The organism is Flavobacterium bizetiae (genome assembly GCF_902804475.1).
Taxonomy (GTDB): Bacteria; Bacteroidota; Bacteroidia; order Flavobacteriales; family Flavobacteriaceae; genus Flavobacterium; species Flavobacterium bizetiae.
In genome coordinates this window covers 53006-77118 of record NZ_CADCSU010000078.1, presented here as the reverse complement: position 1 = coordinate 77118, position 24113 = coordinate 53006, and the positions used below count along the sequence as shown (strand labels likewise).

At 33.5% G+C, this 24113-nt stretch carries 25 protein-coding genes; 10 read left to right on the top strand and 15 right to left on the bottom strand.

Annotated elements, in window-relative coordinates; translation table 11 throughout:
* From FLACOL7796_RS09355 to FLACOL7796_RS09310, 9 genes are all read left to right on the top strand, one after another.
* Positions 1–861 (top strand): NUDIX hydrolase, encoded by an 861-nt coding sequence (locus FLACOL7796_RS09355; RefSeq protein WP_173970533.1) that lies wholly within the window; start codon positions 1–3, stop codon positions 859–861.
* Positions 862–1059: 198 nt separating this feature from the next.
* On the top strand, positions 1060–2139 hold the full coding sequence (locus tag FLACOL7796_RS09350; RefSeq protein WP_173970532.1) for an adenylosuccinate synthetase: 1080 nt from the start codon (positions 1060–1062) through the stop codon (positions 2137–2139).
* 12 nt (positions 2140–2151) lie between these two features.
* Positions 2152–2679 (top strand): NADAR family protein, encoded by a 528-nt coding sequence (locus FLACOL7796_RS09345; RefSeq protein WP_173970531.1) that lies wholly within the window; start codon positions 2152–2154, stop codon positions 2677–2679.
* 5 nt (positions 2680–2684) lie between these two features.
* Complete coding sequence (locus FLACOL7796_RS09335) at positions 2685–4142, top strand: O-acetyl-ADP-ribose deacetylase (protein WP_317168336.1); 1458 nt, start codon at positions 2685–2687, stop codon at positions 4140–4142.
* A gap of 4 nt (positions 4143–4146) precedes the next feature.
* On the top strand, positions 4147–4695 hold the full coding sequence (locus FLACOL7796_RS09330) for an RNA 2'-phosphotransferase (protein ID WP_173970530.1): 549 nt from the start codon (positions 4147–4149) through the stop codon (positions 4693–4695).
* Between the two features lie 39 nt (positions 4696–4734).
* Positions 4735–5574, top strand: a complete 840-nt coding sequence (locus tag FLACOL7796_RS09325; protein ID WP_173970529.1) for an ADP-ribosylglycohydrolase family protein — start codon at positions 4735–4737, stop codon at positions 5572–5574.
* Positions 5575–5589: 15 nt separating this feature from the next.
* Positions 5590–6150, top strand: a complete 561-nt coding sequence (locus FLACOL7796_RS09320) for a 2OG-Fe(II) oxygenase (RefSeq protein ID WP_173970528.1) — start codon at positions 5590–5592, stop codon at positions 6148–6150.
* Between the two features lie 3 nt (positions 6151–6153).
* Positions 6154–6885 (top strand): metallophosphoesterase family protein, encoded by a 732-nt coding sequence (locus tag FLACOL7796_RS09315; RefSeq protein ID WP_173970527.1) that lies wholly within the window; start codon positions 6154–6156, stop codon positions 6883–6885.
* Positions 6886–7026: 141 nt separating this feature from the next.
* Positions 7027–8496 (top strand): nicotinate phosphoribosyltransferase, encoded by a 1470-nt coding sequence (locus tag FLACOL7796_RS09310; protein ID WP_173970526.1) that lies wholly within the window; start codon positions 7027–7029, stop codon positions 8494–8496.
* A 260-nt stretch (positions 8497–8756) separates the two neighbouring features.
* On the opposite strand, the gene nadD is transcribed toward FLACOL7796_RS09310, so the two are convergent.
* The 5 genes from nadD to FLACOL7796_RS09285 all read right to left on the bottom strand — a co-directional run bounded on the left by nadD (position 8757) and on the right by FLACOL7796_RS09285 (position 12211).
* On the bottom strand, positions 8757–9362 hold the full coding sequence (gene nadD / locus FLACOL7796_RS09305) for a nicotinate (nicotinamide) nucleotide adenylyltransferase (protein WP_173970525.1): 606 nt from the start codon (positions 9360–9362) through the stop codon (positions 8757–8759).
* A 68-nt stretch (positions 9363–9430) separates the two neighbouring features.
* Positions 9431–9853, bottom strand: a complete 423-nt coding sequence (locus FLACOL7796_RS09300; RefSeq protein WP_173970524.1) for a DoxX family protein — start codon at positions 9851–9853, stop codon at positions 9431–9433.
* A gap of 74 nt (positions 9854–9927) precedes the next feature.
* Complete coding sequence (gene gmk / locus FLACOL7796_RS09295; RefSeq protein ID WP_173970523.1) at positions 9928–10503, bottom strand: guanylate kinase; 576 nt, start codon at positions 10501–10503, stop codon at positions 9928–9930.
* Between the two features lie 95 nt (positions 10504–10598).
* Positions 10599–11459 (bottom strand): YicC/YloC family endoribonuclease, encoded by an 861-nt coding sequence (locus FLACOL7796_RS09290; RefSeq protein ID WP_065448735.1) that lies wholly within the window; start codon positions 11457–11459, stop codon positions 10599–10601.
* A gap of 398 nt (positions 11460–11857) precedes the next feature.
* Complete coding sequence (locus tag FLACOL7796_RS09285; RefSeq protein WP_173970522.1) at positions 11858–12211, bottom strand: arsenate reductase family protein; 354 nt, start codon at positions 12209–12211, stop codon at positions 11858–11860.
* A 78-nt stretch (positions 12212–12289) separates the two neighbouring features.
* On the opposite strand from FLACOL7796_RS09285, the gene FLACOL7796_RS09280 reads away from it, so the two are divergent.
* Positions 12290–12745, top strand: coding sequence for a DinB family protein (locus tag FLACOL7796_RS09280; RefSeq protein WP_173970521.1), 456 nt, complete (start codon positions 12290–12292; stop codon positions 12743–12745).
* Positions 12746–12785: 40 nt separating this feature from the next.
* Here FLACOL7796_RS09280 and FLACOL7796_RS09275 read toward each other — a convergent pair whose 3' ends face one another.
* The 10 genes from FLACOL7796_RS09275 to FLACOL7796_RS09230 all read right to left on the bottom strand — a co-directional run bounded on the left by FLACOL7796_RS09275 (position 12786) and on the right by FLACOL7796_RS09230 (position 23878).
* Positions 12786–13283: a septal ring lytic transglycosylase RlpA family protein gene (locus tag FLACOL7796_RS09275; protein WP_173970520.1), complete on the bottom strand. Its 498-nt coding sequence runs from the start codon at positions 13281–13283 to the stop codon at positions 12786–12788.
* 88 nt (positions 13284–13371) lie between these two features.
* Complete coding sequence (locus tag FLACOL7796_RS09270) at positions 13372–13794, bottom strand: hypothetical protein (protein WP_173970519.1); 423 nt, start codon at positions 13792–13794, stop codon at positions 13372–13374.
* A gap of 105 nt (positions 13795–13899) precedes the next feature.
* Positions 13900–16746 carry a TonB-dependent receptor gene (locus tag FLACOL7796_RS09265; RefSeq protein ID WP_173970518.1) on the bottom strand — a complete coding sequence of 949 codons (2847 nt, stop codon included), beginning with the start codon at positions 16744–16746 and terminating at the stop codon, positions 13900–13902.
* 319 nt (positions 16747–17065) lie between these two features.
* Positions 17066–18709: a glucose-6-phosphate isomerase gene (gene pgi / locus FLACOL7796_RS09260; protein WP_173970517.1), complete on the bottom strand. Its 1644-nt coding sequence runs from the start codon at positions 18707–18709 to the stop codon at positions 17066–17068.
* 130 nt (positions 18710–18839) lie between these two features.
* The gene (locus FLACOL7796_RS09255; RefSeq protein ID WP_173970516.1) at positions 18840–19589 is read right to left on the bottom strand and encodes a hypothetical protein; all 750 of its coding nucleotides are present in this window, start codon (positions 19587–19589) and stop codon (positions 18840–18842) included.
* A gap of 32 nt (positions 19590–19621) precedes the next feature.
* A complete protein-coding gene (locus FLACOL7796_RS09250) occupies positions 19622–20242 on the bottom strand; it encodes a hypothetical protein (protein ID WP_173970515.1) in 621 nt (206 codons plus the stop codon).
* Positions 20243–20258: 16 nt separating this feature from the next.
* Positions 20259–20864, bottom strand: a complete 606-nt coding sequence (locus FLACOL7796_RS09245) for an SMI1/KNR4 family protein (RefSeq protein WP_173970514.1) — start codon at positions 20862–20864, stop codon at positions 20259–20261.
* A 59-nt stretch (positions 20865–20923) separates the two neighbouring features.
* The gene (locus FLACOL7796_RS09240) at positions 20924–22144 is read right to left on the bottom strand and encodes a peptidoglycan DD-metalloendopeptidase family protein (protein ID WP_173970513.1); all 1221 of its coding nucleotides are present in this window, start codon (positions 22142–22144) and stop codon (positions 20924–20926) included.
* 22 nt (positions 22145–22166) lie between these two features.
* Positions 22167–23108, bottom strand: coding sequence for a tryptophan 2,3-dioxygenase family protein (locus tag FLACOL7796_RS09235; RefSeq protein ID WP_173970512.1), 942 nt, complete (start codon positions 23106–23108; stop codon positions 22167–22169).
* A complete protein-coding gene (locus FLACOL7796_RS09230) occupies positions 23108–23878 on the bottom strand; it encodes a DUF3108 domain-containing protein (RefSeq protein WP_173970511.1) in 771 nt (256 codons plus the stop codon). Before FLACOL7796_RS09230 ends, FLACOL7796_RS09235 begins: the two co-directional genes overlap by 1 nt.
* Positions 23879–24113 lie beyond the last annotated feature (235 nt).

Sequence of the window (24113 nt, the reverse complement as noted above, 5' to 3'; positions counted from 1 at the left end):
ATGGGAGGTACAAGATATGACTTAGGCGCTCGTTCAAGCAGAGCAAAAGATGCAGGTTACGGATTTAAATCTGCAAGCGAAATATTCGTGCAAAACCAGATAGGATTAGCACATGAATCTATGAATCCAAACGGTGTTACGTTTAGAGAAGCCAGAGATTCTGAAGTTCACCCTAATACAGTTCCAATTATTTTAGGATTGGATGTTACAGGAAGTATGGGACATATTCCGCATGAATTAATCAAAGAAGGACTTCCAAAATTAATGGGAGGGATTATTCAGGGCGGCGTTCCGGATCCGGCACTTTTGTTTTTAGGAATCGGAGATCATGAATGCGATAGATTTCCGCTTCAGGCAGGACAATTTGAGTCTGGCGATGAAGAATTGGATATGTGGTTAACCAGAACGTATATTGAAGGCGGGGGTGGAGGAAATGCAGGTGAAAGTTATTTATTAGCCTGGTATTTTGCCGCTTTTCATACCAAAACTGATGCTTTCGAAAAAAGAGGTCAAAAAGGATTGTTGTTTACCGTGGGTGATGAACCTGGATTAAAAACACTTCCGGCTTCAGCAGTTAAAGAAATTATGGGTTCAGGGCAACACACTTTTACGCATCGCGAATTATTGATAGAAGCTCAAAGATATTATGAAGTGTATCATATTAGCGTGAAATACTCAGATGCAGCAAGTCATGCAGATACAGAATGGAAAGAATTGTTGGGGCAAAATTGTATATCAATACTTGATCACAAAGAAATCCCGAATATCATTACAAAGATTATTTGCGACAAACATAAAGGTTCAGGATTGAGTTTAGGAACCACTCCGCTTGACGGATTAGATAATATACAAATGCTATAAAGTTTTGGGACTCTGGGAGATTAAACATCAACCTTTTTCTCAGCAAAAGTAAATTTGCTCGCAAAGTCGCAGAGACGCAAAGATTTGAATAAAAAAGGTTAAGTTTTAAAGAGTTGATGATTTAAGATTACTTAAAGATATCGTATTAATATGCTTTAAAAAAACTTTGCGACTTCGCGAGATAATAATAATAACAGAATGAAAACAGCACAAATAGTTATAGGTTTAGGATTTGGTGATGAAGGAAAAGGAATTACAACAGATTTTCTGGCGAAGCAAAATCCTGAATCTATAGTTATTCGGTTTTCAGGAGGACAGCAAGCAGCACATACCGTAATGATTGGTGATAAAAAGCACGTTCATTCGAGTTTTGCCAGCGGAGCGCTTCGGGGTTTGCCTTCTTATTATAGCGAATATTGCACAATTCATCCTGTTTTTTTATTTAATGAAAAAGTAGAATTAGAGGAAAAAGGCGGAAATACAACACTTCATATTCATCCTTTGGCCAAAATTACAACACCATTTGATGTTTGGCAAAACCGAAACAATGTTCGAAACTTAGATCACGGAACTTGTGGCAAAGGAGTTGGAGCCACAATGAAACGCAATGAAGGCCAGTACAAATTATTCGCGATAGATTTGATTGCGCCAAAGCAAATGTTGGTAGCCAAACTAGAAAAGATCGCGTATTATTATGGTTTTCTAAACGAAAGTGAAATCAACGAAGAAGTAAATCATTTTCTTGAAGTTGTTGATCAAATAAAATGGAATATCAGCGATTACAGCTTTTTAGAAAAGTATGAGAATCTTATTTTCGAAGGAAGCCAGGGAATTTTACTCGACATGGATCACGGTGTTTTCCCGAATGTAACGTACGCCAATACAACATCAAAAAATGCGTACGAAATCTGTCAAAAATTACAAATCGAAAATATCGAAATGTATTATGTAACCAGAAGTTATGCAACCCGACACGGAAGTGGCTGGATGAGTAACGAAAGAGAATTACAATTAAAAAATAACGAAGAAGAAACCTGTGTTTACAACGACTTTCAGAAGGAATTGCGAACAGGCGATTTAGATTATGATCTTTTAAATTATAGTTTAAAGTTGGACGCAGCTTATAGCTTAAACGCAAAAAGAAATCTGGTCGTAACTTGTATGGATCAGATTGAAGTGGATTTTGAGTTTGAAAAACTAACAACCGAGTTTACCAATATCTACGGATCATTTTCACCCGATTCTAAAGATTTTAAACCGTTAACTTCTTTGTTTTAATAAATAGAAAAAATGAAATACAATATAGAAAATATAGCCCCTGAAAGTAAGTTTTTATTTTTCTGGGGACACCAACCCAATAAAGACGGAAGTATCTCTAAAACCTGTTTCAGCCAATGGTGGTTAAGTTCTTTTGAAGTAGATAAAGTAACTTATAAAACCGCCGAACACTGGATGATGGCCAAAAAAGCCGAATTGTTTAAAGATGATGAAATCTTACCGAGAATCCTTCAGGCAAAATCCCCTGCCGAAGCCAAAAAGTTAGGAAGAGAAGTAAAGAATTATAATGAAACCCTTTGGTTAGCCGCCAGATATGAAATTGTAAAAGAAGGGAATTATCATAAATTCAGTCAGAATCCTGAGCTAAAAACTTTTTTACTAAATACAAACGACAGAATTATTGTAGAAGCTAGTCCGGTCGATGCGATTTGGGGAATTGGTATGGCTGGTGATCACAAAGATGTTTTGAATCCTGCAAAATGGAAAGGCTTGAATTTATTAGGATTTGCTTTGATGGAAGTTAGGGATGATTTAAAATAATTTGAATGATGGAAATAGAAATCATTAAGGCTGATATAACCGAAATTCAAGTTGATGCAATTGTAAACGCAGCGAATACGTCTTTGCTTGGAGGAGGAGGAGTTGATGGTGCAATTCATAGAAAAGGAGGAAAAGCTATTTTAGATGATTGTGTTAAAATTCGAAATAAGCAAGGCGGTTGTAAAGTTGGAGATGCCGTGATTACAACCGCTGGAAATTTACCAGCAAAATATGTAATTCATACCGTTGGTCCGGTTTGGAATGATGGTAAAAATTTTGAAGAGGAATTGTTGAAATGCTGTTATTTAAGTGTATTGGAATTAGCGGTTGAAAATAATATCAAAACGATTGCTTTCCCTAATATAAGTACAGGCATATATAAATTCCCTAAAGAATTAGCCGCAGAAATTGCAATTAATATGATTTCTATTTCTGAGCACAGAGAGCAATTCGAAAAAATCATTTTTGTTTGTTTTGATGATGAAAATTTCAAAATTTATAATGATATAATAGAAAGTGATTTTGAATATAAAGTTAAATCCGCTTTGTTTGGTTTGGCAGTTGGAGATGCTTTGGGTGTTCCGGTTGAGTTTTATTCAAGATCCCATTTAAAAGAAAATCCTGTTTCTGAAATGATTGGTTTTGGAACTCATTATCAACCCGCAGGAACTTGGAGCGATGATAGTTCTTTAGCTTTTTGTTTAGCCGAAAGTTTATGCAAAGGATATGATTTATCAGACATTGCCAGAAATTTTGTAAAATGGTATAGTACAGAATTATGGACTCCACACGGTAAAGTTTTTGATATTGGAATCGCAACAAGAAATGCAATTCATAACATCGCAAAAGGACATGAACCGGAATTATGTGGAGGTTTTGAAGAAAAAGATAACGGTAATGGCTCTTTGATGCGAATTTTACCTTTAGTTTTTTATCTTCAAAATGAAAAAGATATCGAAGTTGTTTATAAAAAATTAAAAGCAGTTTCGTCTATAACTCATGCTCATTTTCGTTCAGTATTTGCTTGTTTTGTCTACGTTGTTTTTTGTTTAGAAATTTTAAAAGGCACTGATAAAGTAGAAGCGTATAAAAATATGCAAAAGATTGTTTCTGACTTTTTAAGTGATAAGCAATTTAATCCTTCTGAAATTCAGTTGTTTGATAGGATTTTGAAAAATAATATAGCAGATTATCCTGAAAATGAAATTCATTCGTCAGGTTATGTTTTACATAGTTTAGAAGCTAGTTTTTGGTGTTTTTTAAATTGGAACTCCTATGAAGGAACTGTTTTAAAAGCAGTGAATTTGGGTGGAGATACTGATACGACTGGAGCAATTACTGGAGGTTTGGCGGGTATGTATTATGGTGTTGACAATATTCCTGATAAATGGATATCAGCAATAGCAAGAAAAAATGATATTAATGATTTGTGCGAACAATTATCATTAAAGTTAAAAAATTAAAACAATGAATGAAAATATAGCAAAAACAGTGAGTAAATTTCTAAGCTTAGTGCTTCGACATTCTCCAGAAAAAATAGGATTAAAACTAGACGAAAATGGCTGGGCAGATGTAGATGAATTAATTTTAAAATGTTCTAAAAAAGGACAGAAACTAGATGCTGTTCTTTTAGATTACGTCGTAGAAAACAATGATAAAAAACGTTTTGCGTATAACGAGGATAAAACTAAAATACGTGCAAGTCAGGGACATTCCATTTCGGTTGAATTGAATCTGGCCGAAACAGAACCTTTAGAATATTTGTATCACGGAACCGTTGGAAAGTTTATGGATAACATTCAGAAAGAAGGTTTGAAAAAAATGAGCCGTCAGCACGTACATCTTTCAAAAGATAAAGAAACCGCGACAAAAGTAGGAAGCAGACGCGGTGTTCCAGAAATTTTAACCGTTAGAAGCGGTGCCATGCACAGAGACGGATTTAAATTTTATTTGTCTGAAAACAATGTTTGGCTTACAGATGAGGTTCCGGCGAAATATATCGAATTTAAATCATAAAGTTATAAGTATTTCAAATTAACAAACAAAAGACTAATTATGATACTAGAAGCAGCAATAGGCGATGCATACGGTGCAGGTTTTGAATTTCGTGATTTAGATTTTATTACTCAAAATAACAATTTAACTGAGTATCATAAACACGGACTATACACGGAGATTTATAAAAGATATACAGATGATACTCAAATGGCAATCGCAATTTCAGAATTGCTATTAGAAGATGATAACTGGAACGAGATTAAAGTCGCAGATAAATTTGTAGAAGTTTTTCACAGGGATAAAAGAAGAGGATATTCAGATCGGGTTTATAATGCTTTAGATGCCAGTAAAAATGGATCTGATTTTATTAAAATAATTGATAACGGGAGTAACGGAAACGGTTCTGCAATGCGAGCGTATTCTATTGGTTATCTAAAAAACATAGAGCAATTGATGGAGTTTTGCGAAATTCAGGCAAAGACTTCTCATCATACAATCGAAGGGATTAGTTGTGCGAAACGTATCGCTTTGGCAGTTCATTATTTTAAATACAATTTAGGAGATGGATCGACTTTGATTGCATTTTTGAATGAAACGCTGAAGGAAAATGAAACTTACAAGATTACTTCTCCAATTGATATGCACGGATATCCAACCACACAATCTGTTATTAAAATAGTTTCTGAAGCCACTTCTATGAGCGATTGCCTGAAAACAAGTATAGGTTATGGCGGAGATACAGATACTGTTGCGGCTTTATGTATGGCGATTTTAAGTCATAAGGAAAATTGTGATAAAACGTTGCCTTTGTTTTTGTATGAAGGTTTAGAGAATGATAAATTCGGGAAAGATTTTCTGATAAAATTAGATACAGCTCTGGATAATAAGTTTAATTAATTCAAATGTATAATTATGCTAAACATTATTAATGATACACTGGAAATTTATACGATCGACAATTTTCTTACTGTTGATGAATGTAATGAATTAATAGAGAAAAGTGAACAAATTGGCTTCGAAGAAGCTGGAGTAAATGTTGACGGAGCACAGAAAATGATGAAAATGGTACGTAATAATGAACGTATCATGTATCAAGACGCTGACTATGCCTCTTTTTTATGGCAAAAATTGCAGCCTCATGTTAAGTCTGAAGTCGGAAACAGTTTTGCCATTGGATTAAATGAAATGTTCAGATTTTACAAGTATAATCCGGGTCAACGTTTTAAAATGCACCGTGACGGAAGTTATAAACGCAGTGAATCTGAATATAGTTATTACACATTCCTCATTTATTTAAATGATAGTTATGAAGGTGGAGAAACAAAATTTGCTTCGGGTGAAATTATTATGCCCAAAACCGGAACAGCGCTTATTTTTGAACATAGCCAACGTCATGAAGGAGCAGCTTTGATTTCAGGAATAAAGTATGTTTTAAGAAGTGATATTATGTACAAACTAAAAGGTGAAATTTAATTGATGAAAAGATCATTAGTTTTTGGAGACATTCACGGCGGATTAAAAGCATTAATTCAGTTGTTAGAAAGAATTGATTATTCAGAAAGTGACAGATTTATTTTTCTTGGAGATTATGTCGACGGTTGGAGCGAATCAAAACAATTAATTGATTTTCTTATTGATTTATCCCAAAAACAGGAATGTATTTTTATAAAAGGAAATCATGATGCCTGGTGTCAGGAATGGCTGGAAAATGATGTTATAAATGATATTTGGTTTTTACACGGAGGAAAATCGACAATAGAAAGTTATGCTGATATTGAATTTTTGGAAAAAGAAAAGCATCGTCAATTTTTCAATGATATGAAAGATTACTATGTAGACGAAAATAACAATTTGTTTATTCATGCCGGTTTTTCCTCGATGCACGGTCCGGAGAAAGAACATTATAAAACGAATTATTCCTGGGACAGAACTTTATGGGAAATGGCTTTAACGATGGATAAAAGAATCCGGAAAGATTCGCTTTCGTACCCAAAAAGATTATTGCTTTTTAATGAAATTTACATTGGCCATACACCAACGCTTCATTATAATGTTGAAATTCCAATGCAGGGCTGTAATGTGTGGAATATTGATACCGGAGCAGGTTTTTACGGTAAGTTAACTTGTATTGATGTCGAAACAAAAGCATTTTGGCAAAGTGATGTGGTGCAATCTTTTTATCCGGAAGAAAAAGGAAGAAATAAATAAGCCAAGATATATTTTAGATAAGTAAATTAGCCTGCCGAAACTTTTTAAGAGTTTCGATAAAATAGATGGAGTTAGGAAATTTAAAACCGATTTCAGAATTCTGATACGATGTATAAAAGTTAAAAAATAATTTAAAAAAATATGAACCCACTACTATTAACCGACGGTTACAAAGTTGACCACAGAAGACAATACCCTGACAAAACAACATTAGTATATTCTAACTGGACACCAAGAAAATCAAGAATCGAAGGTCTTGATGAAGTAGTCTTTTTTGGATTACAATACTTTATCAAGAAATATATCATTCATGATTTTGATGCCTATTTTTTCAAACAGCCAAAAGAAGAAGTGGTAAAAAAATACGCTCGTCGAATCAATAATTATTTAGGCGAAAACCAAGTTGGTACAAAGCATATCGAAGATCTGCACGATTTAGGATATATCCCAATGGTTTTTAAAGCATTACCAGAAGGAGCAAGCGTGCCGTTGAGAGTACCAATGTTTACCATGTACAATACCATTCCTGAATTTTTCTGGTTAACGAATTATTTCGAAACCTTACTTTCTGCTGTGGTTTGGTTGCCTTGTAACTCGGCTACAATCGCCAAAGAATACAGAAAAGTATTAGACAAATACGCTGATGAAACTTCATCTGTTCCTGAGTTTGTAGATTGGCAGGCGCATGATTTCTCTATGAGAGGAATGGGCGGAATCGAAGCGGCGATAACTTCTGCAGCAGGACATTTATTAAGTTTTACAGGATCTGATACAATTCCGGTTATTGACTTTTTCGAAGAATATTATAATGCCAATTCTGATACTGAATTAATCGCAGGTTCAGTTGCTGCAACAGAGCATTCTGTGATGTGTATGGGAACTACCGAAGGCGAATGTGAAACGTTTAAAAGATTAGTGACAGAAGTTTATCCAAGAGGAATTGTCTCTATCGTTTCTGATACCTGGGATTTATGGAAAGTTCTAACCGATTATTTACCACGTCTAAAAGAAGATATTGTTGCCAGAGAAGGTAAAGTCGTGATCCGCCCTGATAGTGGCGATCCGGTGGATATTATCTGCGGAAATCCAAACGGAAAAACAGAACAGGAAAAGAAAGGTGTAATTGAGTTGCTTTGGGATGTTTTTGGAGGTACAACTAATGCAAAAGGATATAAAGAGCTTATACCTCAAATTGGGGCTATTTACGGCGATAGTATTACAGTTGCAAGAGCAACTCAAATTTGTGAACGATTAAAAGAAAAAGGATTTGCTTCTACAAACGTTGTTTTAGGAATTGGTTCTTTTACATATCAATACAATACCAGAGATACTTTTGGCTTTGCTATGAAAGCAACTTACGGAGAAGTGGATGGCGAAGGAAGAGCTATTTTTAAAGATCCGATTACAGATGACGGAACTAAAAAATCGGCTAAAGGATTAATGAAAATCGATTTAATCGACGGTGTATATCATTTAACCGATAATGTTTCTTGGGACGAAGAAAAACAAGGTGAATTGAAAGAAGTTTTCAGAGATGGAAAACTTTTAGTAGATCAGTCTTTAAGTGATATTAGATCACGAGTTAAGAGTGATATTAATGTTGAAGCATAAAACAAGAAGCCTGAATGTAAATTCAGGCTTTTTTGCGTAATCATATTCCGTAGGAATATCTCGTTGGTAGAAAAATATGTTGTTTTTCGATGTGTCCCGTAGGGACACTTGTTTTAATGGAATAACAAATTGGCCAATATCAAACGTTCCGATGGAACGTATAATTCGTAATTCATATTTAATTCTACCGGGCAGACATTCCTAACGGAATGATTTTTTGAAAACAAATAGCCTCCAGTTTTTGCTGGAGGCTATTTGTTTTATTTCTTATAAAAATTATTATGATCAATATATTCCCAAACTTTTGGAGGTAATAAAGGCTGAATATTTTTTCCTTCCTTAATGCTTTTTCGAATAAATGTTGCGGAAATCTCTACAACCGGAGCATCAATAATATGAATATTAGGATGCGATTTCAAAGCATTCGGCTGTTCTTCTTCGAGAAGATTAACGGTTGTTTTGTCTTCGAGTCTTGGATAAACATAAATTTCATAATGTTCTAAAAGTACCTCGTAGTTTTTCCATTTATGAAGCGTCTTCAGGTTGTCTTCGCCCATAATTAATGAAAAGTCATGAGTTGGGTACTTTTCATGCAAATGAACCAAAGTATTTACCGTATAATTAGGCTGAGGTAATTTGAATTCAATATCTGACGGCTTAATTTTTGGATAATCTTTTGTTGCCAAATGCACCATTTCCAAACGTTGATGATCGTCTAATAAGGTAGATTTTTTCTTTAACGGATTATGAGGCGTTACCACCATCCAAATCTGATCTAAATCGGCAAACTCTGCCATATGATTGGCAATAATTAAGTGGCCAACATGAATGGGATTATAAGTTCCGAAATAAAGGCCTATCTTCATAAAAGAGGTTTTTTCATAATTCAAATCGTAATTAATACATTCAAATTAATCTGTGGTATTAAAATAACTTAGTAACGATTCTTTTTTGAAATCAAATAATCAATAGAGAATTTACCACTTCCGGTCACCAAAAGAAGTACATAAAACAGTAAATATAAAATTCCCATTTCTTTTACATCCATTGGGTCAGCACCATGAATAACAAATACCGCAACCAGCATTGTAATTATTAATGGCAATGTAGCCAATCTTGTCGCTAAACCAATAAAAAGAAAGAACGAACATAAAACTTCTGCAAAAACCGCAAGAGTCAAAGACGCTGTTTTTCCTACTCCAAGTGGGTCAGGAAATTGAATGTCACCTCCGGCAATAAGCATATTCAGTTTAGATAGTCCGTGAGAAATCATTAATGTTGCGATCGATATTCTAATCACAAGAATAATGATGCTCAGATAATTTTCGTTTCTTTTTATTTCAAATAAATTAATCATAATACAGATATTAATAGCGGTTACATCAAAACTAACGGCTGTTTTTCTAAAAAAGTATTGATTTTATGAAGTTTCTAGTCTTTATTTACAAAAGCTTTTACCAATTGATATGCTTCTTCTTTAGCAGTATCAAGGTCGTAATTTTTGATGATCGTATCAAACTGAGGCGCAGTTGCCAATTCTACAGAAGCTTTTGCAATTCGCATATTGATCTTGTCGTCACTCTCTGTAGAACGCTCTTTTAGTCTGCGTTTCAATTCATCTACGCTTGGAGGTTTTACAAAGACAGCCAAAGTCTGCTCCGGAAATTTATGCTTAATACGCAATCCACCGGCAACATCAATATCAAAAATCACATTTTTACCTAAAGCCCAAATACGCTCAATTTCGGCTTTCAAAGTACCATAAAAATTATCGCGATATACTTCTTCCCATTCCAGGAAATCTTCGGCTTTAATGTGTTTTTTAAATTCTTCCAACGAAATAAAATAATAATCTTTTCCGTGTTCTTCTTCTCCGCGTGGGTCGCGTGAAGCCGCCGAGATCGAAAATTCTAAATTTAAATCTTCTTTCCCTAGTAAATGTTTTACTATAGTTGTTTTTCCTGATCCCGAAGGTGCTGAGAAAACAATTAATTTTCCTTTGTTCATTAATATATGCTTTAGGCTTTAAGCATTACGCTTTAAACTTTAATTTGATGCTTTTATTTCTGCTTATAGCCTATAGCTTAAAGCATATTGCTTTTTTAAAGCACATTCAAAACCTGTTCTTTAATCTTTTCCAATTCATCCTTCATCATCACCACCAACTTCTGCATTTGAGCGTGATTCGATTTAGAACCCATTGTATTGATCTCACGACCCATTTCCTGAGTAATAAAACCTAATTTACGACCATTTGCTTCAGTTCCCTTTATAGTTTCTAAGAAATAATCTAAATGATTCGTCAAGCGAACTTTTTCCTCAGTAATATCCAGTTTCTCTAAATAATAAATCAATTCCTGTTCGAAACGATTTTCATCAACATTCACTTTCAATTCAGATATTGCCGTTTGCAAACGATCTTTAATAGCCTGAACACGTTCCGGATCAAGAGCCAAGGCATCGTTCATATATTGGCGAATATTTCCAATTCTCAAGTTAAATTCTTTTTCAAGAGATTCACCTTCGTCTTTTCTAAAAGTTAAGATGTTTTGAAGCGCTTCCTCAATTATAACCTGAATTTGTTCCCAATCGTTTTCATCGATTTCCTCGCGTTCCGTTTTTAGCGTATCAGGCATACGAACGGCCATTTTCATTAATTCAGTTTCATCAGCACCAGGATAAACTTCTCTAAGCTGTGCGATATAGTTTTTTACAACAGGAACATTTACTTTAGTCGAAGTTTGTTCAGAAGTACTTTCAATGTAAATCCCAAAATCAATTTTTCCTCTTTCAAGTTTTGTAGAAATCTGAGTCCTTAAACCTAATTCCATTTCGCGATAAAGCGACGGCATTCTTACGTTCAGATCCAAACCTTTACTATTTAAAGATTTTACTTCAACGGTAATTTTTTTTGTAGGCAATTGCAAAGAAGCTTTGCCAAACCCTGTCATAGATTGTATCATATAATTGAGTATAAAGGCGCAAAGATAAATAAAACTTTGCAGTCTTGGGTTGTAAATAACTAATCTGTTAAAACCGTTATTAGATTAAGATTTTTTCGCCACGAATTTCACGAATTTGCACCAATTATTTGTTGAGCTTAAAATTTGCCACAGATTAAAAAGATTCTCACAGATTGATAAAATCTATAAAATCATTTTAATCTGTAGTAAAAGAAAAACACTGAATTCCCAATAATTAAATTCGCGGCTAACTTTTTTATAACCAGAATTTTAATTTGGGCGTTGCCTCCGGCCCGGGCTATTCACTCCCAATCTTTTTTTGAGCAGAAAAAGCTCAAAAAAAGGATTTTCGCTTCTATCCCTAACGCAAACCCGGATTCATTACAACTTTAAGCTTCTTATTTTTCTAAAGCTTTCTGAACCTGCAAGGTTACAGGTTGTGTATTGCCAATATAAATCTTTTCATCAATAATAAAAACCGGACGACTGATGAATGTATAATGTTCTAAAATGTATTTTTTATAATCCGCCTCAGTCAAAGACTTATTTTTTAAATCCATCGATTTGTACAATTGCGCTTTTTTGCTAAACAAAGCCTCGTAGCTTCCGGCAAGTTTGTACATTTCTTCAAGTTCAGCTTCGGTAATAGGATTTTGTTTAATGTCATGAAAAACCAAATCATTATCCTTTGGCAAACTTTTAATAATTTTTCGACACGTGTCGCAAGAAGCTAAATAGTATATTTTATTCATGATTTTTAAATTTAAGAGACTACAAAGAAAATTCATTTAAAACTGAAAAATGCCTAATTTTAGAAAAAAAATAAAATTATGAATTCAGTTTTTGAAGTACAGAGAACCATTAGAGAAATTCTCTTAAAGGTTTTAGACCATCATTCATTAGAACAATTAAATAAAATTCCACAAGGATTCAGTAATAATCTCATTTGGAATATTGCGCATTGTGTTTCCTCGCAACAGGTTTTAATCTATAAATTATCAGGTTTACCAACCATGGCCTCAGATGAGTTTATAGCAAAATACAAAAAAGGAACCAAGCCAGAAGGTGATGTTTCGCAAGCCGAAGTTGACGAAATCAGAACCTTACTTTCTACAACTTTACACCAAACCCAGCAAGATTTTGCCAATAATATATTTGTAAATTATCACGAGTATACAACAAGTCTGGGTTATACCCTCAAAAATATAGATGGAGCATTAGACTTTAATAATTATCACGAAGGAATTCACACCGGAATCATCATGAGCATTAGAAAGTTTGTTTAAAAAGAAAATCCCGTTTCGAAATTTCGAAACGGGATTTTTTTTATTCTACTATAGTTTCAATTGTTACTTTCATAGCACCGCTTCCTTTGTTTTTGGTGATTTCCATAAAAGCTCTTTTCGATAAATCAAGTTCTCTTGTTCTCACAAACGGACCACGATCTGTAACTTTCACTATGACAAATTTTCCGTTTGCTTCATTTGTTACTTTTATTCTTGTACCAAATGGGAGTTTTTTGTGCGCTGCGGTATATTTACTATTGCTAAATCGGGCGCCGCTTGCTGTTTTCTTTCCGTTAAAACGGTCAGCGTAGTAAGAAGCGTGTGCATTCTTTTTATAGGGTTTTAACTTTAAACCTTTATCAGTAAAAACAGAATCGGTTGGTATCGCAAGTATATCCGGTCTTACAGCTTTTACTGTATCCTGGGAGGTTTTAGATTTTTGTTCTGTTGCTGGTTTTGTTTGACTTATGACATAAGTAAAACAACTTAAAAAAGTTATTGTAAGGCTGGTAAGTATAATGTTTTTTTTACTTCTCATGGGTTATTTTTTTTCAGACTTGGGGAGTTTGTACAAATAATATGCCGAGATAAAAAAAGCCCTATAATTTTAGGGCTTTAATTGGTTTTTAGAACCAAAGGTTCCACGGAATTCTGCTTAAAATAAGCAATAATCCTAATCCGTAATAAATAGCAAAAGTTTTAAACTTAGCTTCGCTATTGATTAATTTTTTATGTTTAGACCATCCAATAGTGATCAAAATGATAGCGATAATATTGATTAACGGGTGTTCTAGTGAAGTTAATCTTAGTTCTGCATTAGACATTTGTCCAAAAGCTGCTTTTCCTAGCGGAGAAACAAAATAAAGTATTATTCCGATCAATAATTGCGTGTGAGTTCCAATTAAAGCAAACAATGCAATTTTACGATCCTTAGCTGTAAAATCCTTCTTAGAAGTTACTCCAATAATGGCATTTACAACGGCAATTAATAAAAGCAATAGTGCTAAATAAGCCCAGCCAGAATGGAATTTTTGTAGAAAATGGTACATAAATTAATTTTTTTGTTAAAACAAATATAGCAAAAAAGGCATAAAAAAAACGGCATTAGACTAAAAGTCAATGCCGTTTTTTGGTATTTATTTAGATTCTAAATATTAGAAATCGTAACGTAGTGTAAAGTTCCATGTTCTTCCAAATCCGAAGAATACAGTGTTCACGTTAGCAACTCCATTATAAAGCATTCCGTTAGAAGCATAAGTTCCTTTTGAACCTGGTAATGCTGGACTAGTTGTAGGAAGATTATCATCAGCAAAGATGTTAGTTCTTGCCTCAGCAATGTAAATTTTATCAAAAACGTTGTTTACGTTTAATCTGAAGTTTACAGATTTGTCTTTGTTTTTACCAGTTAACATTTTATATGAGAAACCAGCATCCATTAAACCGTAAGAAGGTAATTCTAAAGCTCCTTTGTTTGTTGCAGATGTAAAGTTTACCGGGTTTAATCCAGCATATAATTTGTCATTAAAGTTGTAGTTAGCATCTACAGTTACTCTTGTAAGAACTTCGTAAGAAGCTCCTAAAGATGCAGTCATTTGAGCGGCATCACCTACTTTTACTTTATCCATGTATACAGTAGCTGCAGTGTATCCTACAACTGGTGTGTTGTCTGATTGATTGTAAGCATTTACAGTAGCATTTCCTTTGTATTCCCAAATTCCGTAAGAGAACATACCTGTAATTTTTAATCTTTCAGTAATGTTTGAACTACCTTCAAATTCAATTCCAGAGTGAACTTCGTTAAGTCCTACGAATTCTGTATAAGTTGAGTTTGCAGGAATAGTTGGTGTTGCAGTAAGTGGATTACCTCTTAAGTATCTGTCATTCCAGGTAGTGTTGTAAAGGTTTACTGTAGCGTTAAAGAATTTAGAACGGAAACCGTATCCAGCTTCAAATCCAGTGATTTTCTCGTTAGTAAGGTTAGGGTTTACTGTAGATCTGTTGTTTGGATAAACTGAGTTAAAGAACGGTTGTCTTGAGTAGTATCCAGCATTAGCGTAAACATTGTGTTTCTCGTTGATGTTGTAGTTAGCTCCACCTTTTACGTTTCCACCAGTGATGTTTTTGTAAGGAGTAGAAGATAACGGATCTGTTGTTTTGTATACAAAGTTATCTTCTCTTTTGTAACCTTGTTGAGATATAGCTCCCTGAACGAAAGCTGTTAAATTATCTTTAGCGTACTCTAATTGAGTAAATACACCGTACCATTTTACATTACCAGTACTGTTGAAAGAAATTTTCTCATAGTCTGTCTTTTTGAAAACATTCCATTGAACATCTGTATCGTAAGTTGTAGTCAAATGTCTACCTACTGGTTTTTGATCAGCGATAAAATTATCATAATACTCATTTCCACCTAATAGGTTATTTAAAACTGTATAGTGGTATCCTTTGTAAGTTCTTCCGTCAAAACCAAAATCTAAAGTTAATGTATTAGATAATTTTTTGTTTAAGTTGATTACTGCACCAAACCAGTCATGAGAGTTGATAGATGAAGTTTGAGAGATACCAGAAGTATTAACGTTAGTTTGTGGGTTATAATCCACAATATTTGAACTTGTATTAAAGTAAGAGCTGTTTTGGTAAACTCCACCAATTTGTTGTCTTTGGCTAAGTCCAGGGAAACCTGCAATAGCTACTGGTGTACCAGAGTTGTAAGCTACGATTTTATCGTAATCTACTAAACCATCAGGTCTTCTAAAAGCTACAACATCGCTGTATGCTTTTCCTTTAATTCCTCCACTTGCGCTAGCTCCTGCACCACGTCCCATAGAAGCATAAAGAACAGAAGAAAGTTTTGTTGTTTCGTTGATTTTATAATCCCAGTTGAAAGATGCAACAGGTTTGTGGTAGTAATTTTTTCTGATGTTGTATTCTTCACCATTCAAATATCCGTTATCAGCATTGTATCTGATGTTTGGCTCGCCATTACGTCCGTATTGTTGGTAAGTAGCAATTGTAGATATTGTAGATCTTTGGTTGTGCCATTGTGGCGCACCTGTTACAGTAAGTTGGAAATCATGTTTTCCGCTTTTGTTGCTGTATCCTAAAGCAACATAATAGTTAGAACCTTCAAATTGAGTTCCGTCAACATAACCATCTCCCATTGTTTGAGATAACAAGATAGAAGCAGATAGGCCATTGTCTAATTTTCCAGTGTTGTATGAACCTTGGATTTTAAAGTTTCTTCCATTTCCAAAACCTGAAGCGAAAGATCCACCTTCTTTTTTGTCAGAAGATTTTGTCACAATGTTAATTGTTCCCCCAACAGATGGAGTAGCAAGTTTAGAAGCTCCTAAACCTCTTTGAACCTGCATTGCAGATGTTACATCAGATAAACCTGCCCAGTTACTCCAGTAAACAGAACCGTTTTCCATGTCGTTAACCGGCATACCGTTAATCATAACAGCGATGTTATTTTGGTTGAATCCACGGATGTTGATTCTTGAATCTCCAAAACCACCACCTGATTTAGTAACATAAACTGAAGGAGTGTTTCTTAAGATCTCTGGAAATTCCTGAGTTCCTAATTTTTCCTGAATTTCAGCAGCTTTAATTGTAGAAACTGCTACAGGAGTTTTTCTGTCCTTTGCAATATCGACAACTGAACTTTTTACAACAATCTCACTTAATTCGTTAGAATTAGAAGTTAAAACGATTGTTCCTAAGTTAGTTGATCCTCCAGAAACTGAAAATTTAACAGTTTTGTTTTCGTAACCTAAAAAAGAAATAACGATTTCTCCTGTACTAGTTGTTGCATTCAAGGTAAATTTACCGTCAAAATCTGTAGAAGTTGCAGTCGTAGATCCTTTGATCACTACGTTTGCTCCCGGTAATGACCCAACTCCGTCGGTAATCATACCTGTAATTTTTCCTTGAGAAAATGCGGTTGAAACTATCATGAACAATAGTCCAGTGAGTAACCAATTTTTCATTGTCTTCATTTGTTATTAGTTTATTGTTTTTGGCAAAATTATAACAATTAAATCAGATAGTGTTATCAAAATGTTAAGAAAAATAAGTTTTATCTAATCTGTTGAGCATTAAAATGATTTTTTCTTTTTTCATTAAAGAAAATAACGTTTTTTTGATTTTTTGGGATAGTATTTTGTTAAAATCGTAATGATTTGCATAGTCTTGTAGTGCTAAACTTGCAATAATCAGCGTTTTAGGGGTATTTCGAGTGGTATTTATACGAAAAAACGCCTTAATTTTTCTTAAATTAAGGCGTTTCAGTTTGTTGTGAATTTTTTATTTAGCTTCTTATTTGTTCTTCAAAAAATGATTTAACAAAAATGAAGTCGAACTGTCGTGATTTTTTACCGTCTTAGTGTTAATTTCATCCAAAATAGAATTCGCTAACTGTTTTCCTAATTCTACTCCCCATTGATCAAAACTAAAAATATTCCAGATAACCCCCTGAACAAAAATCTTGTGCTCGTATAAAGCGATCAAAGATCCTAAGCTTTTTGGTGTCAATTTTTGAATTAAAATGGTGTTGGTTGGTTTGTTTCCTGTAAAAACTTTAAAAGGCAATAAATAAGATGCTTTTTCTGGAGCTAAACCTTGCTTGTCAAATTCTGCCTGAACTTGTGCTGCAGTTTTTCCGTTTAATAAAGCTTCTGTCTGAGCAAAAAAGTTAGACATCAATTTATCATGATGATCTTCGTTTCCGTATAATGGTTTTACGAATCCAATAAAATCAGTAGGAATTAATTTTGTTCCCTGGTGAATTAATTGAAAAAAGGCGTGTTGCGAATTCGTTCCCGGTTCTCCCCAGATAATAGTTCCGGTTTGATAGTTTACAGGTTTTCCGTCACGGCCAACACTTTTACCATTACTTTCCATAGTCGCTTGCTGTAAATATGGAGCTAGTTTTGATAAATATTGTGTGTACGGAATCAAAGCTTCGCTTTCAGCTCCAAAGAAATTATTGTACCAAACACTTAACAAAGCAAGAATTACCGGAATGTTTTCGTCGAATTCTGTCGATTTAAAATGTTCGTCCATTTCGTTTGCACCTTTCAATAAATCATTATAATTATCGAAACCAATTGCTAAACTAATGCTTAATCCAACGGCACTCCATAAAGAGAATCTTCCTCCAACCCAGTCCCACATCGGGAAAACATTGTCAGGATTAATTCCGAATTCAGTTACTTTTTGAATATTTGTCGAAACTGCCACAAAGTGTTTTGCAATATCTTCCTGAGTTGCCGATTTTAAGAACCATTCTTTAATCGTTTCAGAATTTGATAAAGTTTCCTGAGTAGTAAAAGTTTTAGAAACAATTAAAAATAATGTTGTTTCAGGATTTAATTTTTTAATTACTTCGTTTACGTGATCGCCATCTACATTAGATACAAAATGAAGATTTAAATGATTTTTGTAAAATTGTAATGCTTCAACCGCCATAACCGGACCAAGATCAGAACCTCCAATACCAATATTTACAACATCAGTAAAAGCTTTTCCGGTATATCCTTTTCTTTCTCCCGAAATTACTTCGTGGCTGAATTTTTTGATTTTGTTTTTTACTTCGTAAACTTCCGGAATTACATTTTCTCCGTCAACTTTTATTACTGCTGATTCCGGTGCGCGTAATGCGGTATGCAAAACAGCACGGTTTTCTGTCTGGTTGATTATTTCTCCACCAAAGTATTGAGAGATTGCTTCTTTTAATCCAATCGAATTGGCCAATTCTAATAAAAGAGAAACAGTTTCCTGACTAATATTGTTTTTAGAATAATCAACTAAAAAGTCATTCCATTGTAAATTGAATTTTTCAACACGAGCATTGTCTTGTTGAAATAATTCTTGTATCGTAGTTTCGTGAATTGCGTTATAGTGGTTTTGCAGATTTTTCCACGCTTCAGTCCCGGTTGGGTTTGTTGTGTTTAAAGCCATTTTTTTTGTTTAATTGAGAATGTGGTTATAAACAACAAAAATACTGAAATTAGTTTTAATAGGGTATCGGTTCACAATTATATAGCAAATAGTTACGAAAACGATTTATGAAAGCAGGTGAAGTAAAATGTTATATTTTTATTTTTTCCCAGGATGCAATTATTTTCCCTTTTGCGTCGATATCACTGATTTCGTAATATTCAAGATTATTTTTTGATGTTTTTTTAAAGAGTTTTTTAAAATCTCTTTCAATAAGGTATTTGTCATTTAAAACGAAAGAGAAAGATTTGATTTCTTTCCAGGAATTATTTTTTAAGCTGTATATCGTAATTGCTTTATATCGGCTTGCGCAAGAGGAGTAATATTGTGCAATTTCGCTTTTTCCATCTTCATTGATATCTCCTATGTTTATAATGCTGGAAGGATGGCAACAATTTGAGTCAGTAGTAATTCGCGAAATTGAATTGTCTGTAAAATAATAAGAATCGCCTTCTTCGCAATAATTCAGCGCATGTAAAACAAAAACAGAATCTTCTTTTTTGTCTCCGTTTATATCTCCTAAATTGTGAAAGCCTTCATTATAAAATTCATCAAACATTTTTCTTTTCAGCCTGATTGGATAGCAGTTCTTTTTTTTAGCTTCCAGCTCGTATTTTGAAATGTCTACTTTGAATTTACCTTTTAAAACAGAATCATTAATGAAATCTATATCATTTGATAAAACGGAATCTTTTGAAGTGGCTTTTTTTATTGATTCTAACTGTTGGTCAAAAGAAAGTTTTGCAGAAGTATTGGGTTTTGAAGTTACTTTTTTTGCTTCAGTTCTTTTTTGACAAGATATGATGCTAAAAAGAAGAATTAAAAAGAGTATGTTTTTCATTTCCTGTTTTAGTTTTTTTTGAATAAAAATTTTTACCAAATCTTCCACCACGGCTTTTTGTTAACTTCTATTGTCTTTTTGGCAATATCAATGTCTATTCTTTTTAATGGTTCAGCTTTAATTTTAGAATCATCGAAAAATAGTTTACCATTTTCGTCTATTCCAATAAGAGATTTAGTTCTTTCTTTCCACTTTTCGGTTTGTAACTCCGGAACTAAAGGTAAGTTGATTTTGTCTGCGAATTTTTTTCTCGCTTTCTCAATAATCTCTTCTTCTAAGTTTGAAGATGAATTTTTAAGAAGTGTTAGCGAATTGTCAGGAATGTTTAAAAGAAAAACTTGTGTTTTGTTTCCAATTTTTTGAATGTCCAATACTTTAAAGTAGGCAATCGAATCTAAAAGAAAATGACCATTTTTTGCTGAGTCAGGATTGAATTTCGATAAATCCTTAGGATGTGCACTTGCAATTAAATATCTCAAATTGCCAGAAAGTCCACCGCCCATTGAACTCATGTCAGTAAAACCTTTTTCCTGAATTATTTGGCCAATTTTATAATTTGAAATTAAAGCGTCAGAAGCATTTGTGTCTCTGTAAAATAGTTTTAAACCTGAAAAAGTTTCATTATAAATTGCTTTAAGACGGGCGTTTTTCATGTTTTAGAATTAATTTTTAATAATGCCATTTTCTAACTATGTCTTTTCCAAATAAATCTTCTGCGATTTCCTCAGTCCATTTTTCAACTAATTCTTGTTCAATATCGCCGAAAAGATCAGTTTGGGCAAAAATCAAACAGCCTTTAATATAGTCGTTCATATTGTTAAACATTTTTGTTATGAAAGGTCTTGTATCGTGATCGTAATAGTAAATTTCTTTTGTTTCGCTATGAAAACAGAACATATTGCCATTTCCTAAACAGTCACTAAATGAAATCAAATATGGTAGTGAGATTTTATCTTCATCTGTGAATTCTGGACCATAGGAATCGTCTTCGTTCCAAAGTTCTTTGATCCACATTATATCGTCAAAATTTTGCAATTCTTCACCAATGTCAGCAATCCCAAAAGTATTGTAAAATAACTTTAACTCTTTTGGAAGAGTTGTCCCTAGTCGTTTTTCTAAATTTTCTATTTCTTCTATTGAAATTGGTTCTGTTAATTCATTACTCCAATTCTCAGCCAGAGATTCTATAATTAGTCTTGATTTTTCTTTCCATTCACTATTACCTATTTTGTCAAAAGGAATAATAATGTCTTCTTTATTGTTTACGTTTATCATGAATACTTATTTTAGTGTAATATTTTTAAAAAAATTTACGCAAAAATAAAGAATTATTCTTACAAATTACCAATACTATCCAATTCTCTTTTCAAAGGTTCGATTTGTTTCATGAAACGGGTTCTGCTATTTCCTGTAAGAGATTCTCCGGTTGGTAAATTAAGTCGAAGCGCATCGACCTGAACTCCGTTTTTCCAGAAACGATAACAAACGTGAGGTCCGGTTGCTAATCCTGTACTTCCTACCAATCCTATGGTTTGTCCTTGTGTAACACGTTGTCCTCGTTTTACTAAAATTCGTGACATGTGTAAGTATTGAGTAGAGTAGGTTCCGTTGTGTTTTACTTTTACAAAGTTTCCGTTTCCTGCTGTATATCCTGTTGCTTCTACAACTCCGGATGCGGTTGTAGAAATTGGTGTTCCGGTTGGAGCAGCATAATCAGTTCCTTTGTGTGCTTTCCAGGTATGTTGTACCGGATGAAATCTGTTTGCAGTAAATCTTGAAGTGATTCGGCTAAATTTAATCGGAGTTTTTAAGAAGAAGTTTTTCAGCGTTCTTCCCTGATCATCATAATATTCTACTTTTCCTGAAGTAGTATCTTGTTCAAACGGAAAGGCGTAGATGATTTTTCCTTTATATTCAAAAAATGCAGCTTCAAGATCTTCTACTCCGTCATATGTTTTGCCATTTATAAAACGTTCCGTGAAGATTAATCCGTAGCGATCTCCTTTTTTAAGTTTAAAGAAGTCAATAGACCATGAAAATACTTTGGTAATTCTGCTGGCAAGAGCTGTTTCTACACTTTCGTTTCCTAAAGTTTCAGATAACGAACTTTTTAAAACGCCACCAATAATTTTACGTTTAAGTGTTACCGGTTTTATTTTTTTATAAGCTTTGGCAATACTATCGCGAAAATCGACTACATAATAAGTCAAAGCATCGGGTTGATAAATAAAAACCTGTAGTTTGTTTGTTTTATTTTTTGATCGAAGAATAGTGTAAGGTTTGTGGTATCGAATTGATCTTACATTAAAAGAATCTTTTATTTGTTCTACTACATCGTAAACTTTTTTATCGCCAATATTTTGACGTTGAATGATCGATCCAAAAGAATCTCCTTTTTTTATAGTGTCTTGAAGAACATTAAAATCGGCGTAATTAAAACCAAATTCGACTTTCTTAGTTTTTGGTTTTGTAACTTTAATTTCAACTTTTTCAGCGGTTTTATTACATGAAATTACTGAAAATAATAGGATTATAATTACGAGTGCTTTTTTCAAACTTATTTATTTTTTTTGGAAATTAAACTGTGGTTTCAGTTCCCCAATTAGACAATTCTTCTTCGGTCCACAATTTAGGAAAAAAGATGCGTCTTTGGTATTTTGGATGCATATATTTTTGCCAGTCACTTCCTCCTGTGGCTTCACCATTGCCTTTTCCGCTTTCTAAAATATATTTACGAGCGGTATTCAAATGCTGCATAACCCAAGTGATATTCACAGTTTTATCATAATGACGCATAGCATCAATTAATTCGTGATTTTGTTGATCATCAATAGGAAGTTGAGTAAATTTTTGCCAAATATTTTTGTCTTTAAAAGTCGTTATTTGTTTAAGAAATTGATCCTTATACTTGTTTTCAAATTCTTTAAGCAAGTATGATTTTTCTCCGGTATGATAATCTTTTCCGGCAGCCTGCCAGTACAAATGTTCGAAACTGGTTTCTAAATCGGTGTTTTCATCAAAGTTTGCTTTATATCTGCGATCTGTTAAATTGATAACATCAGTCGAAGCAAATTCAATCAATCTGTATTGCGCGCTTTGAAAACCACTTGCAGGAGTTAATGTATTTCTGAATTTCATGTATTGATCCACGTCCATTCCGTTTTCCATGATGCTGAAAGAATTCGTCAGCATGTCAAAATAACGGGTGATTCTGGATAATCTTTCACTAAAAAAATCGACCTGAATGTTTTGTGTATCGGCAATTTGATCAATTTCCCACAAAATCATTTTAAAAATTAACTCGTTTACCTGATGATACATGATAAAAACCATTTCGTCAGGAAGTGTGGTGCGTTGTATTTGTAAATTCAAAAGAGCATCAGTCTGAATGTAATCCCAATAAGTAATTGGTTTTGACCAAAGCAATCCTTCTAACTGAACTTCAGTTTTTTGATTTATAGCTTGGAATTTTAAGTCAATTTCTTTTAGAATTGATTCAGAATTATCTGTGGTATTCATTATTTTTTTACTTTAAATGGATTTTTTAATCCTTTATATTCGTCGAGATCCGCTTTTAGTGATCCAACGGCAAGTTCTGCTTTTATTCTAATCGGAACTTTGTTGTTGTCGTCTGTTATCCAGAGTGTTACGCTCTCTTTTTCTTTAAAAACCCTTCCGGTTTGTACTAAAGGTTTAAAAATCATTGTAGAAACGGTTCCAAATTTAGTTGTAATATCTTGACGACCTACATATTTTAACTTAAATTTTGTGATTTCATCATCAAAAAACATGTCAATTGTTATGGCTTCGCCCGGTTTTAGTTTGTCAATGCTGGGATGATTTCTCAGGTAATAAAAAGAGGAAATGATATCCTGTACATTATCAGTTAAAACAATTGTTTTTTCGGTTTTGCGTTTATAATCTTTAACCAAAATCCTGTTTTCGCTTGGGTTAAAAAAACCTTCCTGATTTTTTGTGTAACCTCCTTCGTCGATTTTTCTAATATAGCGATACGGCTCTCCGGTTTGTTTGTCGAAATAACTTTCGTATAAATCTTCGACCTTAAAGAAAAACTTTGACATTCCTGTTGTATAACCTTTACCCACAGCATGAAACACTTTTTTATTGTTTATTGTGGCGTCTTTTACTTCAAGTGTGGCGTAACCTGCATTTATAATTCCGTAGTGAATGCGGAATTTAAAGTATTCTCCAGTATCAAAAGCGTCTTCCTTTTGAGTATCGAAACTAAGTGTCGTGAGAATTAATATGATGAGGATGAATTTTTTCATAGTACAATTTTTACATTTCATTATAAAGATAAAGAAATGCAAATTCTATTCCAAATGTACCAAAACAAAAAAACTCAGTCAAGGAATGACTGAGTTTTTATGCTATTAACTAACCAAAAAACTATAAATTATGAAATTTATATCAATTCAGAAGGAAACCACCCCTTCTTGATTTGCGAGTGCAAAGATATGTAGAAAATTCAAAAAAGAAATAACAAAAGGCAAGTTTAACATA